Here is a 17,486-nt window from a genome sequence, read left to right on the forward strand (position 1 = left end):
CCTCAAGCTGATGCCTTTATATTAACCGAAGATGAGGTAGATTTAAAAAAAATCAACTAAATTTGTCGGATTTATACACAACAGGGTTTCAAGTTGTGTTTTTAATGGCATTATTGCCATTAGTATTGATCATTTTTAAATATTTCTTATGTTGCATTTGCCGTTTAATCACACCATTACTCTTATTATTATTACGGTCATTGTGTCTTTACTTGCTTTTAGCAATCAAAATGTCATGAACCGTCTGATCTTCTGGCCGCCTGCAATGCAACGTGGACAATTTGATCGATTCATTACTCATGGTTTTATCCATGCAGATGGTACTCATTTGCTCTTTAATATGATTACCCTGTTTTTCTTTGGCAGCATCATCGAAAGTTTTTATCGCCAATATTTTTATGACATGGGTTTTGTGCTGTTCTATTTAGGCGGATTAATTTTTGCGATCTTGCCAAGCTACCTACAACATAAAAATGATGCAAACTGGGCAAGTCTAGGTGCTTCAGGAGCCGTATCTGCTGTTCTGTTTGCCTATATTTTATTTCAGCCGTGGAAGCTGATTTTTGTATTTTTCATCCCTGTGCCAGCTATTATTTTTGCAGTTCTCTATGTTGCTTATAGCATTTGGGCAGGTAAACGTGGCAATACGCATATTAATCATAGTGCCCATTTATGGGGTGCGGCTTACGGCGTAATTGTAACGATTTTGATTGAGCCAAGAGTGATTCCTCATTTCTTAGATCAACTTACTCGCCTACCTTTTTAAATCCATATTTTTGAGAAAAGCCCAATATGGGCTTTTCTTTTTTTCTCATTTATTTATCAAGATAAATTCTCAGATATTTTTCTGATTTTCTTTGATCAATTCCTTGTTTTGATTGCAAAAACCATCTGATTAAACTCAAGCACAATTCTTTTAATAATTCAGATGATACAATGAAGTACAAAGCTCTTCTATCTAGTCTTTCTATTGCTTTATTTAGCTTATCTTTAGCTGGATGTAACAATAATGATTCACAAGAAACTGCGGTAAGTACACCAAAGCAGCCGAATATTTTATTCATTATGGCCGATGACTTAGGCTATTCAGATTTAGGAGCTTTTGGTGGCGAAATTCATACCCCGAACATTGATAGTTTAGCGCAAGAAGGCCGAATTTTAACTGACTATCATACTGCACCTACATGCTCGCCTACTCGTTCACAACTCATTTCTGGTACTGATCACCACTTGGCAGGTATAGGTGCTATGGCAGAACTTACCCCGGACCATTTAAAAGGACAGCCTGGCTACGAAGGCTATTTAAATGAACGCTCACTATCGATTGCTCAGGTACTCAAAGATAATGGTTATCGAACTTATATTAGCGGTAAATGGCATTTGGGATTAACACCTGAAACCAATGCACATGCTAAAGGTTTTGATCATTCATTTACCTTATTACAAGGTTTAGACCATCACTTTAAACAAGCTCCAAGTGCGTTTAAGCGAAATTCAACCTATACCGAAGATGGGCAAATTATTCCTGTTTCAGCATTGCCTGATGACTTTTTCTCGACCAATTATTTTACCGACAAATTACTTAGCTATTTAGAGTCAGGTAAAAATAGTGGCAAACCATTTTTTGCCTATGCAGCCTACACAGCACCCCACTGGCCTATACAAGCGCCAGCAGAATACCGTGAAAAATATCGTGGCGTTTATGACGTTGGTTACGATGCTATCCGTAATGCCCGTATTGCACGCCAAAAGCAGCTTGGAATTATTCCAGTAAATTTTGAGGCTGCTGAACCAATTGCAACTCAAAATGCACCACAAAAATATGGCAAGTGGAATGAGTTAACAGCTGAACAAAAAGCGCTTGAAGCACGCAAAATGGAAATCTACGCAGGCATGGTAGAAAATCTTGATGCCAATGTAGGCAGAATTATTCAATATCTCAAACAAAATAATCTTTACGACAACACTTTAATTTTCTTTGTTTCTGATAATGGCGCAGAAGGTTTTGTTCGCGGAAGCTATGGCAGTGAATCAGGTTTTGATAATTCTGTAGCAAATGTAGGTACCTCTACTTCTTACCATTATATTGGACCACGTTGGGCCGAGGTCAGTGCAGCACCTTTCCACTTATGGAAAGATACAGCTGGTGAAGGTGCAACTACCGCTCCTGCTATTGTGAAATTACCAAACCAAAAGAAAGCTGAAGAAACCAATCATAGCTTTGCATCGGTACTCGACGTTTTTCCAACGTTATTAGATTATGCTCATATTCCAGTACCTCAAGGGCAATATAAAGGCCGAACCATTAATACGCCAAGCGGTTATTCTTGGAAGTCTGTACTCGAAAATAAATCACAAACGATACGCCCTACCAATTTCAGTTTTGCCGATGAATTGCATGGTAGTAAATATGCAAAACAGGGTGAATGGAAAATCGCACTTCAAGGTCGCCCTGAATTAGGAACAAGTTCTTGGGAACTCTATAACATTGCCACTGATCGTGGAGAAAATCACAATGTCGCGCAGCTTTACCCTGCAAAAGTTCAAGAGCTATTAGCGGTTTATCAAAAATACACTGAACAAAATGGCGTACAGGAATATAACGCCAAATGAAATTGAAACTGGTTTTAAGTACTACAATCGGCGTGTTGTTCATCACAGGTTGTAGCAAGTCTGAACATAACGCTGACGCTAAAACGGTTTTACCAAAGCATGCCATTCAATCGGCTGCTTTGGGTTCCATCGAACAGTGTAAGAGCTATACAGGACTTCCTACAGGCTGGCTTAAAAATACAACCGCAGGCATGGTATTCATTCCAGATGGGCATTTTAATTTTGGTTCTGAAAAAGCTTATCCAGATGAACTTAACTTTGGAAAAAAACAGCGGGAAGTTAAAGGTTTCTGGATTGATCAAACTGAAGTCACTGTTGCTCAGTTCGCGAGTTTTGTGAAGGCAACTAGTTATATCACCGATGCTGAAAAACAAAAACAAGCTGCTGTTTTTTCTCCAGACCCACATCATCCTCAGCAATGGTGGCAACTTAAGACAGGATATACATGGAGAACACCAAACGGCAAAAATGGTGCTCTTCCTAATCCTCATGAACCTGTACGCTACGTGACTAAGAATGATGCTGAACATTATGCAGTTTGGTTAGGACGTGATTTACCCACAGAACTTGAATGGGAATATGCCGCTAAAGCAAACTCACCAACTGATACTCCTTTACATCAAGCACCTACCGATGAGCACCAGCATCCACAAGCGAATTACTGGCAAGGTGCATTTCCTTTTGAAAATCTGAACCAAGATCATTTTACTGGTATTGCGCCTGTCGGATGTTTTAAACCTAACGGTTTTAAACTATTCGATATGATTGGAAATGTTTGGGAGTGGACATCATCTCCTTATCAAGGTGCGCATGACCAGCACATGGGTAATTATTCTGCTTTAAGACAACAAGAAATGAGCAGTACTCAATATGTGATTAAAGGTGGATCGTTTTTATGTGCTGAAAATTACTGTTCACGTTATCGTAATAGTAGCCGCTATCCCCAAGATTTTGATTTAGCTGCCACCCATGTAGGTTTTAGAACGATTTTGCGCTCTCCTTAATTTCTTCTTAATTTAGCTGCTAAAAGATATTTTTTAACCAAAAACCGATCGAAATATAATCAAAACATTTCTATAGTAAAAGGGAGAATGATAAAAAAGCGAGAACAACATGAAAACATTACTTCTTTGTGCCGCAGCAATTTTCACAATGTCATTATCAGCCTGTGCAGTACATACACCTGAGGGTAGTATTGTGATTGATCCTGACTCTCCGTATTACGGACACCCAGGAGGTTTTTGCCCACCTGGACAGGCGAAAAAAGGACGTTGTTAGAAGTACTCTTTTAAAGTCATTAGATAGAGACTTCTATTAAATGATGAACTGAATACCGAAATGGAGGGTTCCAGCCCAAAATTAGATGGGATGAAACTAGAAAATTATGGTGTAAAAAATCACCATATCCCCAAGATTTTTAAAAGACAATCTTACGTTGTCTTCTATCTAGTTTCACCCCAATTCTTTCTTATTTCGTTTGACTTTTCTGATCATTTAATAAAAAAGTCTAGTTTTTACTCATCGTTGTATCTTTTTATTGATACATTTTGATCATTTTACCTTCAGGTCAAACCTGATGAATTCGCTCTATACAAAATAACTATTTATGTAACGTAAGTCTATAAAAATGTTCTAAAAATGTGAAAAAAAATGAAGGTAAAATGCGATGTAATTATCATAAAAAATGACTCATCTTATATTCATCACAAAAATATTGAATTTTATTTTGGCAGTTATTGCCACACGTTTCTTTTCGTTGGCATAGATAATGTATACACCTGTATATTAACCTTATCGTACAAGCGAGATATTTTATGTCCAGCCAGAGTCCAGCTGAAGGTCTACAATTTCCGATTCACGCCTCGATCAAAAAGCAAAGCACGTCTCTTACAGGCCAAGAGATTTTGTCAGAAGCTTTATCTATTGTAGATAATAAAACTGCTCAACAGATTTTGGCTGAAAAAAATTGGCGAAAAAATTATCCTATTTACTTTAAGGCACTTGTTAAGCACGGAATTACTAACAGCAATAATCCAATTACCATTGCAAAACAGGGATTGCATAAGGCTCATCATCTTTTTGATTATTACCGCGATGGTAAACACTATCTTTTAAAAGATGCTCTACACATCCCCACTTCTACTCCTTTAAATACAGTAAGATTTAAAGGCGAAAGTGAAGCTGCACCAGAATGGTATGTTCCATATAAAGGCCAAAAACTGAGCGGGCAAAGCTTACTTGACCAAATTCAAAAATGGGAAAATGCAGGTATTATTGAACCAAGCCATGCTAAGGCTTTACGTGAAGCTGCTGCTCATCCTGAATGGTTTGATTTATCTGACCGTACGATGGTGTTATTTGGTGCAGCCTCAGAAGCAGGACCATTACCTTGGCTAGCAAAATGGAAAGCGAATATTGTTGCAATAGATTTACCAAACCCACGAGTTTGGGGGAAAATTCTAAATACAATCCAGCAAGGAAACGCAACGCTTATTGCACCAAGTATTGAAAAAATTGACTCTTCGGCAAAAGCTTCAGCATTGAGAGATAAATTGGGTGCCAATTTATTAACGCAAATACCAGAAATTGCCCAGTGGTTAGTTCAATTTCCTCAAAAATTAGACTTGGCTGCTATTGCTTATTTAGACGGAGAAAAACATGTCCGTGTTTCTATGGCAATGGACAGTATTATGCAATATGTGAGTGAACATAAACCTGATACCAGCTTAATGTTTATGTGCACACCAACCGATGTTTATGCAGTACCTAAAGAAGTTGCAGAAGCTGCTCAGGAGAAATTTAAATCTCGTTCACAACTACAAAAAATGGCTGTGAAAGGTGTTTCTACACTCTCACTCAAACGTTTTTTCCAAGCACCTTATCAAGATTTGATTACTAGCGAAAATGGCAAAACTTATGGTATTGCAGACTGTTTGGTAGTTGAACAAGGACCAAACTATGCTTTGGCAAAACGTATTCAACAATGGCGTGCAACACTTGCCCGTCATCAAGGTCAACGTGTAAGTATTAATATCGCACCATCTACCACAACTCATTCGGTCACAAAGAATCCACTTCTTAAAGCTGCTTTTAATGGCGCAGAACTTTTTGATGTAGAAGCATTTAGTCCAGAAACCACGAATGCCATTATGGCGGCGTTATGGATTCATGACTTAAGAAATGATTCTTCTGTTGCAAACCCTGAAACCGTACTCGACCACCCTCTAGAGTTGATGATGGAGGGGGCTAACCATGGCGGTTTATGGCGTGTAGCTTATTTGGCGCGTACAGCTCTTCCTTTTGCTGCCATCTATGGCTTTGCAGCCGAGAAACTTCCATTTAGGAAATTTTCTAAAAAATAATAACGTTGAAAGCCCAATTTTAGAATTGGGCTTTTTTGTGCAATTAATTGTTTTGGCTATACGTTAAATACTTTTGCATTTCATCAGGTGGAACCATTCCTCCTCCTGTCGCCCATACCACATGTGTCGCATGCTGTAACTTTTCAGCTGACAATTGATGCAAAGCCAAATAATCAGGAGTAGTTTGCACATAATATGGCCCCATCATGCCCGCCGCCGCCGAGGGTTCAACTTGAATATTCTCAGTTTGATTTAAAAGCGCAATGAGTTCATATAAACATTCATCATGAATGGTGTAGTAACAGTCAATTAACTGCTGCATAGCACGTCCGACAAAACCAGAAGCACGGCCAACAGCTAATCCATCTGCAGCAGTGATGTTGTCTAAACCAATGTCATTTACTGAAATCTGATCATGCAGGCCTGTATAAACACCAAGTAACATACACGGAGAATGGGTAGGCTCTGCAAATATACAATGTACATGCTCACCAAAAGCAAGTTTTAACCCAAAGCTCACCCCACCAGGACCGCCCCCTACTCCGCATGGCAAATATACAAATAAGGGATGATCTGCATCGACTTTAATTTGCTTTTGTTCAAACTGTTGTTTTAAACGCAAACCTGCAACTGCATAACCTAAAAATAAAGTGGTCGAATTCTCATCATCAATAAAAAAACAAAATGGGTCCTGTTCGGCTGCCTTACGCCCTTCTTCTACAGCAACTCCGTAATCACTGGCATATTCCACCACATTTACACCAAGTGAACGTAGCTTATCTTTCTTCCATTGCCTTGCATCGGCAGACATGTGTACCGACACTCTAAACCCTAGCTTCGCGCTCATAATACCGATTGATAAACCAAGGTTACCGGTAGAACCTACTGCAATTTGATATTTGGAAAAAAATGTTCGAAATGAGTCTTGGTCTAATTTACTGTAATCATCTTCTAATTTGAGAAGTCCCGCCTCTATGGCTAATTTTTCAGCATGTGCCAATACTTCATAAATACCACCACGTGCCTTGATTGAACCCGAAATAGGTAAATGGCTATCTTTTTTCAGCCAAAGTTTCCCTGTAAGTGTCTTATGTTTTTGTAGCGATAGAGCTTGTTGCATGTCCGCAATTTCTACTAGTGCTGATTCAATTTTTCCATGCTGGGCTTGAGTTTCAGGAAAGACTTTTGCCAAATAAGGTGCGAAACGCGCTAGCCTTGCTTCTGCTTCTTTTACATCCTGTTCTGTAAGACCCACTTTCGCTAGTGCTTCATTTAAAGGATAACGGTGAGGATTAAACCAAAATGTTTCTTGATAGTCTTGTAATGTTTGAATGAGTGGAAATTGTTGTTTTAATTGGTCGAGTTGAACCGTTTTCATCTTATATCCTTTCATAAAAATTTTAAGCTAAACCGTTTACTACAGGTGTTCTAGATAGCCATTAACTTATTAGTGAATTTACCCTAAAAAAATGTTTTTTTTTTGAAATATAGAAATAAAAAAAGCCACTCATGCTAGTGGCTTTTTTTTATTCAAACAGACAGCTTATACAAACTGTAAGAACAACCAGTATAGACCACCAGACAAACAGATGGTTGCAGGAAGTGTAAATACCCATGCAGAGAGAATTGTTTTTACAGTATTGAAATTCAGGCCTGATTTATTGGCAACCATAGTACCTGCAACAGCACTGTTTAAAACGTGTGTTGTTGAAACCGGCATACCTAAACCATCTGCTGCAGCAATTGTACTCATTGCAACAAGTTCAGCAGACATCCCTTGACCATAAGTCATGTGATGCTTACCAATACGCTCACCGACAGTTACCACAATACGTTTCCAACCAACCATAGTACCAAGTCCAAGCGCTAATGCGACTGCCACTTTCACCCAGTTTGGAATGTATTGTAAGAATGAATCCAAGCTACTACGATAATCTTTCACAAGCTTTTTCTGTGAGTCATCCATTTTTGGTAAAGCATCTGCCTTATCCAAACGCTTAAACGTCGTTGTGCTCAAATACATGTCATTACGGATTTCGCTAATTGCAGCTTCTGGAATATCTTTTAAGTTGCTATAGCTAGAAACACGCTCACCCAAATGGTCAGTCATGCTTGCCAATGCAGGCACAACTTCAGGCGTTTGTTGCTTGGTTTGAATGTATTTAGTTAAAACCGAACGCGCTTTTTCGTCAGTCAATTCTGGTTGATTTTGGTTTAACAAAACCGCAGTTTGAGAAGAAAGCTGGTGGAATGATTGAACCTGCTGTGTATCGAGGTTTTTATTTAATGAATAAGCTAATGGCACTAAACCAACCAAAATAAGCATGATAAGACCCATACCTTTTTGGCCATCATTAGAACCATGTGCAAAACTCACACCTGTACAGGTAAAGATAAGAATTGCACGAATGATTGCTGGTGGTGGCTTATTCCCTTCAGGTGGCTGGAATAATTCTAATTGGCGTTTGAAAATAGTTTTAACCAACAAGAATACAATTGCCGCAAAAGCAAAACCAATTAAAGGAGAAAATAATAATGCCTTACCTACTTTAATCACCTGATCCATATCAACACCACTGGTCGTTACGCCAGTCGATGCACTCAACAGATGATTCATAATACCCACACCTAAGATTGAACCAATCAAGGTATGAGAGCTAGAAGCAGGAATTCCCAAGAACCAAGTACCAAGATTCCAAAGAATTGCAGCGATCAACAATGCAAAAACCATTGCAAAGCCAGCACCACTGCCCATGTTCATAATAAGTTCAACTGGAAGCAATGCAATAATGCCATACGCAACAGCACCACTTGCGACCATTACCCCAAGGAAATTACAAAAACCTGCCCACATGACTGCAACCGGTGCAGGCAAAGCATTTGTATAAATAACCGTTGCAACTGCATTAGCAGTGTCGTGGAAACCGTTTACAAATTCAAAGCCTAGTGCAATCAAGAGTGCAGTAGATAAAAGAATAACTGAATAAAGGCTTAAAGGTGGAACATGCGCTAAATCAGCACTGACCTGAAACCCAATATAAATAAGTGTTGCAATAATAATCGTCAGAAACACCGGCATAAAAAACTTAGGTGTCGGGACATGTACATTCGTCGATTTTGCTTGCAGGTTTGCCGCAAGTTTTGAATCCGAAACAGGGGGTAGATTAGAATTCATGCAGACGGTAAGAGGATAATAAAATCCTCTGTATTCTTAAATTAAATTATGACAATTATATGACAAAGAGGCGCCTGATGAAGTCAATTTTTTATATTTTGACCTCATTTGATGCACCTTTCCCCGACTGTTTTTATTTTTTTCTTAAAATACAATAATTTAAACCATTAATTATGAGCTCCTTTTGTGCTTATTTTTACAGCAAAAAAATAAATAAAATTACCGATATGTCTATTTTTCATACAAAGCAACTGTAATATTTCGGCATATTGAGCATGAAATATTTCAATATCATGATCATTTGATGAATATTTCATGAAAATTCTTTTGTTTTTGACATAAAGCGATCTCTTTTTTAACTTTTTAGTCAGCTACAACTGACCTTCGTAGATCATCATTTGTGCTGCTATTCTGTTACAATAGCGCCGCATTTTTAAATTCATATAAAGATCGGGGTTTTCTATGTCTACGCTTGCCACCCTAAAAGCGCTTCTTGCTAAACGCATTCTGATTATTGATGGTGCAATGGGAACCATGATCCAGCGCCATAAATTGGAAGAAGCTGACTATCGTGGTGAGCGTTTTGCTGATTGGGCACATGACTTAAAAGGTAACAATGACCTTTTGGTTCTAACACAGCCTCAAATCATTCAAGGTATTCATGAAGCCTACCTCGATGCTGGTGCAGACATTATTGAAACCAACAGCTTTAACGGCACACGTGTTTCAATGTCTGACTACCACATGGAAGATCTTGTTCCAGAGATTAACCGTGAAGCAGCACGTTTAGCCAAAGCAGCTTGCGAAAAGTATTCAACGCCAGACAAGCCTCGTTTTGTGGCAGGTGTACTGGGGCCAACATCTCGTACATGTTCAATCTCTCCAGATGTGAACAACCCTGCTTTTCGTAACATTAGCTTTGATGAACTAAAAGAAAATTATATTGAAGCGACTCATGCACTAATTGAAGGTGGTGCAGACATTATCCTGATTGAAACTGTATTTGATACTTTAAACTGTAAAGCAGCGATTTTTGCAGTCAAAGAAGTATTCAAACAAATTGGTCGCGAATTACCAATTATGATTTCAGGGACCATTACCGATGCATCAGGCCGTACTTTAACAGGTCAGACAGCGGAAGCTTTCTGGAATTCGGTTCGTCATGGCGATTTGCTTTCAATCGGTTTTAACTGTGCCCTTGGTGCAGATGCCATGCGCCCTCACGTAAAAACTATTTCCGATGTCGCAGATACCTTTGTTTCAGCGCACCCAAATGCAGGCTTACCAAACGCATTTGGTGAATATGACGAAACTCCAGAGCAAACTGCAGCTTTCTTAAAAGAGTTTGCTGAAAGCGGTTTGATTAACATTACTGGTGGTTGCTGTGGTACGACACCAGACCATATTCGAGCTATTGCCAATGCGGTAAAAGACATTGCGCCTCGCCAAGTGCCTGAAACCGTACCTGCTTGCCGCTTAAGTGGTTTAGAACCATTTAATATTTATGATGATTCATTGTTTGTAAACGTTGGTGAACGTACTAACGTTACCGGTTCTAAAAAATTCTTACGTCTCATTCGTGAAGAGAACTTTGCAGAAGCTTTAGAAGTTGCACAGCAACAAGTCGAAGCTGGCGCACAGATTATTGACATTAACATGGATGAAGGGATGCTCGATTCGCAAAATGCGATGGTGCATTTCTTAAACCTTGTAGCATCCGAACCTGACATTTCACGTGTGCCGATCATGATTGACTCATCGAAATGGGAAATCATTGAAGCTGGCTTAAAATGCGTACAAGGTAAACCGGTTGTTAACTCAATTTCCTTAAAAGAAGGTTATGACGAGTTCGTCGAAAAAGCCCGCCTCTGCCGTCAATACGGTGCTGCAATTATTGTGATGGCATTTGACGAAGTAGGTCAGGCCGACACTGCTGAACGTAAACGTGAAATCTGTAAGCGCTCTTATGACATTTTAGTAAACGAAGTAGGCTTCCCTGCTGAAGATATTATTTTTGACCCGAACGTGTTTGCAGTTGCGACTGGTATTGAAGAACACAACAACTACGCAGTCGATTTTATTGAAGCAACGGGCTGGATTAAACAGAACTTACCGCACGCCATGATTTCTGGTGGTGTGTCTAACGTTTCGTTCTCATTCCGTGGTAATGAGCCAGTTCGTGAAGCCATTCACTCTGTATTCTTGTACCATGCCATCAAACAAGGCATGACCATGGGTATTGTGAACGCAGGTCAAATGGCTATTTATGATGATATTCCTACCGAGCTAAAAGAAGCGGTTGAAGATGTCATTTTAAATCAGAATCAAGGTGAGTCTGGTCAGGCTGCGACTGAAAAATTACTTGAAGTTGCAGAAAAATACCGTGGACAAGGTGGTGCAACAAAAGAAGCCGAGAACCTTGAATGGCGTAATGAGTCAGTTGAAAAACGTCTTGAATATGCCTTGGTTAAAGGTATTACGACTTATATTGACCAAGACACCGAAGAAGCCCGCTTAAAATCAAAACGTCCTTTAGATGTAATTGAAGGGCCACTGATGGACGGCATGAATGTGGTCGGTGACTTGTTCGGTTCAGGCAAAATGTTCTTGCCACAAGTTGTAAAATCAGCCCGAGTCATGAAACAAGCAGTGGCATGGCTCAACCCGTACATCGAAGCTGAAAAGACCGAAGGACAGTCTAAAGGTAAAGTCCTAATGGCAACGGTTAAAGGTGACGTACACGATATTGGTAAAAATATTGTAGGCGTAGTACTTGGCTGTAATGGCTATGACATTGTTGACCTTGGCGTAATGGTCCCTTGCGAGAAAATCTTGCAAACTGCGATTGATGAAAAATGTGACATCATTGGGTTATCTGGTCTGATCACCCCATCTTTAGATGAAATGGTATTTGTTGCTAAAGAAATGCAGCGTAAAGGCTTTAACATTCCTTTATTAATTGGTGGTGCAACCACTTCTAAAGCACACACAGCAGTAAAAATTGACCCTCAGTATCAAAACGATGCGGTAATTTATGTTGCCGATGCTTCACGTGCTGTTGGTGTAGCGACAACCTTGCTTTCGAAAGAAATGCGTGGAGCATTTATTGAAGAGCATCGTGCTGAATATGCCAAAATTCGTGAGCGTTTAGCCAACAAACAACCAAAAGCAGCCAAACTGACCTATAAAGAGTCGGTTGAAAATGGTTTTAAAATTGATGAAAGCTATGTGCCACCAAAACCAAATCTTTTAGGAACACAAGTTTTAAAGAATTATCCGCTTGCTAAACTCGTGGATTATTTTGACTGGACGCCATTCTTTATTTCTTGGAGTTTAACTGGCAAATTCCCGAAAATTTTAGAAGATGAAGTGGTCGGCGAAGCGGCAACTGACTTGTACAACCAAGCACAAGCAATGTTGAAAGATATTATCGACAACAATCGTTTTGATGCTCGTGCCGTATTCGGTATGTTCCCTGCTCAGCGTACAGATGCAGATACCGTCAGCGTATTTGATGAAGCTGGTCAAAATGTTACGCATACTTTTGAGCACTTACGCCAGCAATCTGACAAGGTGACAGGCAAACCAAACTTGTCTTTGGCAGATTACATTCGTGCTGACCGCGAGCAGCAAGACTACTTGGGCGGATTCACTGTATCGATTTTTGGTGCAGAAGAACTGGCCAATGAATACAAAGCCAAAGGTGATGACTACTCTGCAATTTTAGTGCAGTCATTAGCTGACCGTTTTGCTGAAGCCTTTGCAGAACATTTACATGAACGTATTCGTAAAGAGTTCTGGGGCTATAAAGCGGATGAGCAGCTCAGCAATGAAGAGCTGATTAAAGAGAAATACGTCGGTATTCGCCCTGCACCAGGTTATCCTGCTTGCCCTGAGCACTCTGAAAAAGCAGTGTTATTTGACTGGTTAGGCTCTACCGACAAAATCGGTACTAAACTGACTGAGCACTTTGCAATGATGCCGCCATCTTCGGTAAGCGGTTTCTATTATTCTCATCCTCAAAGTGAATACTTTAACGTGGGTAAAATTTCTCAAGACCAACTTGAAGATTATGCAAAACGTAAAGGTTGGACACTGGATGAAGCGAAGCGTTGGTTAGCTCCGAATTTAGATGACTCGATTGTTTAAGTTCTTAAATAACCCTGTTTAAAAATAGGGCGTGAAGGAATTCCCCATCACGCCCTTTTCAATTTGAAAGTTTAATCTTTCTACTTCAAATGTGCCTTAATCTTCTCTTTAACTGCTTCAGTTGAAATACCATATCGATCATGCAAAGTGGGTAATGCGCCTGCATCTAAAAATGCATCTGGCAAACCAATCATATCAAAACGAGGATGTTGACCATTTCTTAAAAGTAGTGAGCCAACAGCTTCTCCTAACCCACCAATGACTGAATGATTTTCGGCAGTTAAAACAGGTCGGCCACCTTTTGCGACTTCATCCAAAATAGTTTGTTCATCTAAAGGCTTAATGGTAGGCACATGCAGCACTGAAACCTCAATGCCCTCTTTTTCAAGTTCTTCAGCTGCCTCAAGCGCACGCATGGTCAATAAACCAGTAGAAATAATGAGTAAATCTTTACCCGGTTTAATCACCTGTGCCTTACCCAATTTAAATTGGTAATTATATTTATCGAGCACTAACGGAACCTGACCACGCAATAAACGCATATATACGGGGCCATTATGCGCGGCAATCTGAGGAATCGCCTGTTCGATTTCCAAGGCATCACATGGATCGATAACCATCAAGTTCGGCATAGCACGGAAAATTGCAATATCGTCAGTCGCCTGATGGCTTGGGCCATAGCCCGTGGTTAACCCCGGGAGTGCCGCCACAATTTTGACATTAAGATTATCTTCTGCAATCGCCATACAAATAAAGTCATAGGCACGGCGTGATGCAAACACGGCATAAGTTGTTGCAAAAGGAACAAATCCTTCACGAGCAAGTCCTGCTGCTGCGCTCATCAAAAGTTGTTCTGCCATGCCCATTTGGAAAAACTTGTCTGGGTTTTCTTTGGCAAAGATATGTAGATCAGTATATTTTGATAAATCCGCTGACAAACCCACGATATCGTCACGCTCTTTTGCTAAGGCATTCAGTGCATGTCCAAATGGAGCTGGTTTGGTCGGTTGGCCCTCGGCAGCAATAGAAGCAATCATTGCCGAAGTGGTTAGTTTTTTCTTAGGGGGATTGGCTAACTGGCTCATGGTGTATTCCTTACTGTCCATAGTGGGTCAAAATATTTAAAGCGTCGTCCCATTCATGTTCATCAACACGAATGAAGTGTGTTTTTTCGCGGCTTTCCAAGAACGACACGCCTTTACCCATTTTGGTGTCACAAATAATGACGCGTGGGCATGTTCCCTTATAGTTTCGTGCTTGATCGAATGCCTCAAGCAAAGCTTCCATGTTGTTGCCATCTACACGTTGGGTGTACCAACCAAATGACTGCCAACGGTCTACAATCGGCTCAAACGCTAAAATTTCGCTGGAATGTCCATCTGCCTGCTGATTATTCACATCAATAATGGCAATCAGGTTATCTAGTTTCCAATGCGAAGCAGACATTACGGCTTCCCATGTTGAGCCTTCATTTAGCTCTCCGTCGGAAAGTAAGTTATAGACAAAAGCATCCGACTTTTTCTGTTTCAGCCCTAGACATGCACCAACTGCAATTCCAAGACCATGACCCAATGAGCCACCTGTAATTTCCATACCCGGTGTGTAAGAAGCCATACCCGACATCGGTAGACGACTGTCATCTGCACCGTAGGTTTCAAGTTCTTCAAGTGGGATAATTTTTGCTTCGATTAAGGCTGCATAGAGTGCAATTGCATAGTGTCCAATAGAAAGATAAAAACGGTCACGGCCTTCCCATTCAGGGTTTTCAGGCTGATATTTCATGGCATGAAAATAAGATACTGCCAGTAGATCTGCTGCACCTAAAGCTTGTCCAACATAGCCTTGGCCTTGTACTTGCCCCATACGTAAAGCATGTTGGCGAATGTGGTAGGCACGTTGTTGCAACTCGGCAATTTGGCCTGCTTTATCAACATTTAACATTGTCTTTTACTATTCCTTATTAACGATTAACCTGTTTTGCCGGAACACGCAGAACCAGACTGGCACCGAAAATTAATACTGCTGTGATTAAGAACATGCCGATTGCATTTGAACCCGTGTTAGTAGTAATCCAACCAATTAAATACGGCGAGCAAAATCCGGCAAGGTTGGCAAAGCTATTGACGGCTGCAATACCTGCTGCTGCGGAAACACCGCCCAAAAAGTTGGTCGGTAACATCCAGAATAAAGAGGATGCCGTCAGCACACCTGAGGCTGCAATGCAAAGGCAAATTAAAGAGAGCGTTAGATTTGAAGCGAATAAAGTTGCAAATGTGAGTGCTAAAGCACCTGCACACATCGGGATAATTAAGTGCCAGCGGCGTTCTTGGAAATGGTCGCCGCTACGCCCCGCCAAAATCATGACCACAATGGCACACATATAAGGCAGGCTTGTGAGCAAACCGATATGCCAGTTATCACTAATACCTGAGTTACGAATGAGAGTTGGCAACCAAAATGTAATTGCGTATTGGCCCATCACTACACAAAAGTAGATACCTGCCAGTAGCCATAACCGTTTATCTGCGATGAACTCTTTGACGCTAGCATGGCCTTCTTTGTGCTGGTTATCCTGAGCAAGCTCTTGCTTCACCAAGTTTTTTTCGCCTTGGGTTAGCCAGTTGGCGTCTTGAACTGAATCTTTTAAAATAGCAAGTACAAGCAAGCCGACAAGCACTGTGGGAATGGCCTCAATTACAAACATCCACTGCCAGCCAAACCAGCCATGTACGCCGCTCATTCGGTCCATGATTAAACCTGAAAGTGGGCCACCAATCATTCCCGAAATTGGAATTGCGATAAACCACAGTACAGTCATGCGTGCACGGCGGTAAGACGGGAACCAGTAAGTGAGGTAGAGCAACAAACCCGGAGCTAGTCCAGCTTCGGCGACACCCAGTAAAAAACGTAAGGTGTAAAATTGCCATTCGGTTTGAACAAAGGCAAAACAGCCTGACAAAATGCCCCATGTAATCATGATTCGGGCAATCCAACGTCTCGCACCTACCTTGTGAAGTACAATGTTACTTGGCACCTCACAGAGAAAATAACCAATAAAGAAAATCCCTGCGCCTAGTCCATATACAGCTTCACTAAACTGTAAATCGCTCATCATTTGAAGCTTGGCAAAACCTACATTTACCCGATCTAAATAGGCACAAAAATAACAAAGCATTAAAAATGGCATGAGCCGAAATGCAATTTTTCGATACGCCGATTTACGAATCGTTGTATCTACTTCAGATGAAAATACTGTATCCATCATGCGAATCCCTTTACATTTGGCCACAGTATCCTCTTGTGACCATCATTCTATTTTTATTTAAATGGTGAGCGATTAATGAATAAGCATGCCACCATTTACATCGAGTGTTACACCAGTCAAATAAGCTGACAGGTCACTTGCCAAAAATAGTGCTGCATTTGCAACGTCTTGTGCTTTACCTAAACGGCCAAGTGGAATACCTGCCAAAATGTCGTGACGACGGTCATCATTCATTAAACCGCCAGTAATATCAGTCTGAATTAGACCGGGAGTAAGAGAATTTACACGAATCTGGTCACCACCAAACTCACGAGCCATCGCTTTTGCCAGACCTAACACGCCTGCTTTAGCAGCGCTATAGTGTGGCCCGCCAAAAATACCACCGCCGCGTTGTGCTGAAACTGAAGATAGGCACACAATGCTTCCACCACCGTTTGCTTTCATAGATGGAATAACCGCTTGCGACATAATCAGTGTTCCGCGCAGGCTGACATCTAAAACACGGTCATAGTCATTGCGTTGAATATCAAGTGTTTTGATAGGCTGAGTAATGCCCGCATTGTTAATTAAAATATCAATCTTTCCATAGTGCTGTAGCGCTTGTTCAACAGCAGCTTTGACCTGCTCTTCATTTGCAACATTGGCAGCAAGACCCATATGTCCTTCGCCAAGCGCCTTTGCAGCGTTTTGGCTTTGAGCAAGATCTAAATCAACAATAATGACTTTGGCACCTTGTTGTGCAAAGATTTCTGCGGTTGCTCGCCCAATTCCACGTTCTGATGCTGCACCCGTAATTAATGCCACTTTTCCTTGTAGTAACATGTTGAATCCTCTTTTACGCTTTATTTCCTGAGTTCTGACTTAGAATCCCTTTTTTCACAAAGCCCAGCAATCATGTCGAATTCAACTAGGCATGAAAAAA

The 17,486-nt window shown here is 40.6% G+C and carries 12 protein-coding genes; 6 read left to right on the forward strand and 6 right to left on the reverse strand.

The features are described 5' to 3' along the window. Window positions 1–148 precede the first annotated feature (148 nt). From NQ782_RS13220 to NQ782_RS13240, 5 genes are all read left to right on the forward strand, one after another. Complete coding sequence (locus tag NQ782_RS13220; protein WP_000902942.1) at window positions 149–766, forward strand: rhomboid family intramembrane serine protease; 618 nt, start codon at window positions 149–151, stop codon at window positions 764–766. Window positions 767–936: 170 nt separating this feature from the next. Beyond that, on the forward strand, window positions 937–2,613 hold the full coding sequence (locus NQ782_RS13225) for an arylsulfatase (RefSeq protein ID WP_057093956.1): 1,677 nt from the start codon (window positions 937–939) through the stop codon (window positions 2,611–2,613). Next, entirely contained in the window at window positions 2,610–3,617 is a 1,008-nt protein-coding gene (locus NQ782_RS13230; RefSeq protein WP_057093954.1) for a formylglycine-generating enzyme family protein, read from the forward strand. The genes NQ782_RS13225 and NQ782_RS13230 overlap by 4 nt, the downstream gene beginning before the upstream one ends. A 109-nt stretch (window positions 3,618–3,726) precedes the next feature. Then, the gene (locus NQ782_RS13235) at window positions 3,727–3,891 is read left to right on the forward strand and encodes a hypothetical protein (RefSeq protein WP_000854552.1); all 165 of its coding nucleotides are present in this window, start codon (window positions 3,727–3,729) and stop codon (window positions 3,889–3,891) included. Between the two features lie 536 nt (window positions 3,892–4,427). After that, window positions 4,428–5,975, forward strand: a complete 1,548-nt coding sequence (locus NQ782_RS13240) for a hypothetical protein (protein WP_000098361.1) — start codon at window positions 4,428–4,430, stop codon at window positions 5,973–5,975. A 43-nt stretch (window positions 5,976–6,018) separates the two neighbouring features. Here NQ782_RS13240 and NQ782_RS13245 read toward each other — a convergent pair whose 3' ends face one another. Together NQ782_RS13245 and NQ782_RS13250 are read right to left on the reverse strand one after the other, a co-directional pair. Beyond that, complete coding sequence (locus NQ782_RS13245) at window positions 6,019–7,353, reverse strand: D-serine ammonia-lyase (protein ID WP_057093952.1); 1,335 nt, start codon at window positions 7,351–7,353, stop codon at window positions 6,019–6,021. A 165-nt stretch (window positions 7,354–7,518) separates the two neighbouring features. Then, window positions 7,519–9,150, reverse strand: a complete 1,632-nt coding sequence (locus NQ782_RS13250) for an inorganic phosphate transporter (protein WP_057093950.1) — start codon at window positions 9,148–9,150, stop codon at window positions 7,519–7,521. A 462-nt stretch (window positions 9,151–9,612) separates the two neighbouring features. Here NQ782_RS13250 and metH point away from each other — a divergent pair, with 462 nt between their 5' ends. Beyond that, window positions 9,613–13,299: a methionine synthase gene (gene metH / locus NQ782_RS13255; RefSeq protein WP_057093948.1), complete on the forward strand. Its 3,687-nt coding sequence runs from the start codon at window positions 9,613–9,615 to the stop codon at window positions 13,297–13,299. An 80-nt stretch (window positions 13,300–13,379) separates the two neighbouring features. On the opposite strand, the gene NQ782_RS13260 is transcribed toward metH, so the two are convergent. From NQ782_RS13260 to NQ782_RS13275, 4 genes are all read right to left on the reverse strand, one after another. Further along, window positions 13,380–14,384 (reverse strand): transketolase family protein, encoded by a 1,005-nt coding sequence (locus NQ782_RS13260; protein WP_000080242.1) that lies wholly within the window; start codon window positions 14,382–14,384, stop codon window positions 13,380–13,382. A 10-nt stretch (window positions 14,385–14,394) separates the two neighbouring features. After that, a complete protein-coding gene (locus NQ782_RS13265) occupies window positions 14,395–15,240 on the reverse strand; it encodes a transketolase (RefSeq protein WP_057093946.1) in 846 nt (281 codons plus the stop codon). 19 nt (window positions 15,241–15,259) lie between these two features. After that, window positions 15,260–16,561: an MFS transporter gene (locus NQ782_RS13270; RefSeq protein WP_057093944.1), complete on the reverse strand. Its 1,302-nt coding sequence runs from the start codon at window positions 16,559–16,561 to the stop codon at window positions 15,260–15,262. A 75-nt stretch (window positions 16,562–16,636) separates the two neighbouring features. After that, the gene (locus tag NQ782_RS13275; protein ID WP_000926503.1) at window positions 16,637–17,386 is read right to left on the reverse strand and encodes an SDR family NAD(P)-dependent oxidoreductase; all 750 of its coding nucleotides are present in this window, start codon (window positions 17,384–17,386) and stop codon (window positions 16,637–16,639) included. Window positions 17,387–17,486: the final 100 nt, after the last annotated feature.

The organism is Acinetobacter sp. BD54, from assembly GCF_044778325.1.
Classification (GTDB): Bacteria; Pseudomonadota; Gammaproteobacteria; order Pseudomonadales; family Moraxellaceae; genus Acinetobacter; species Acinetobacter baumannii.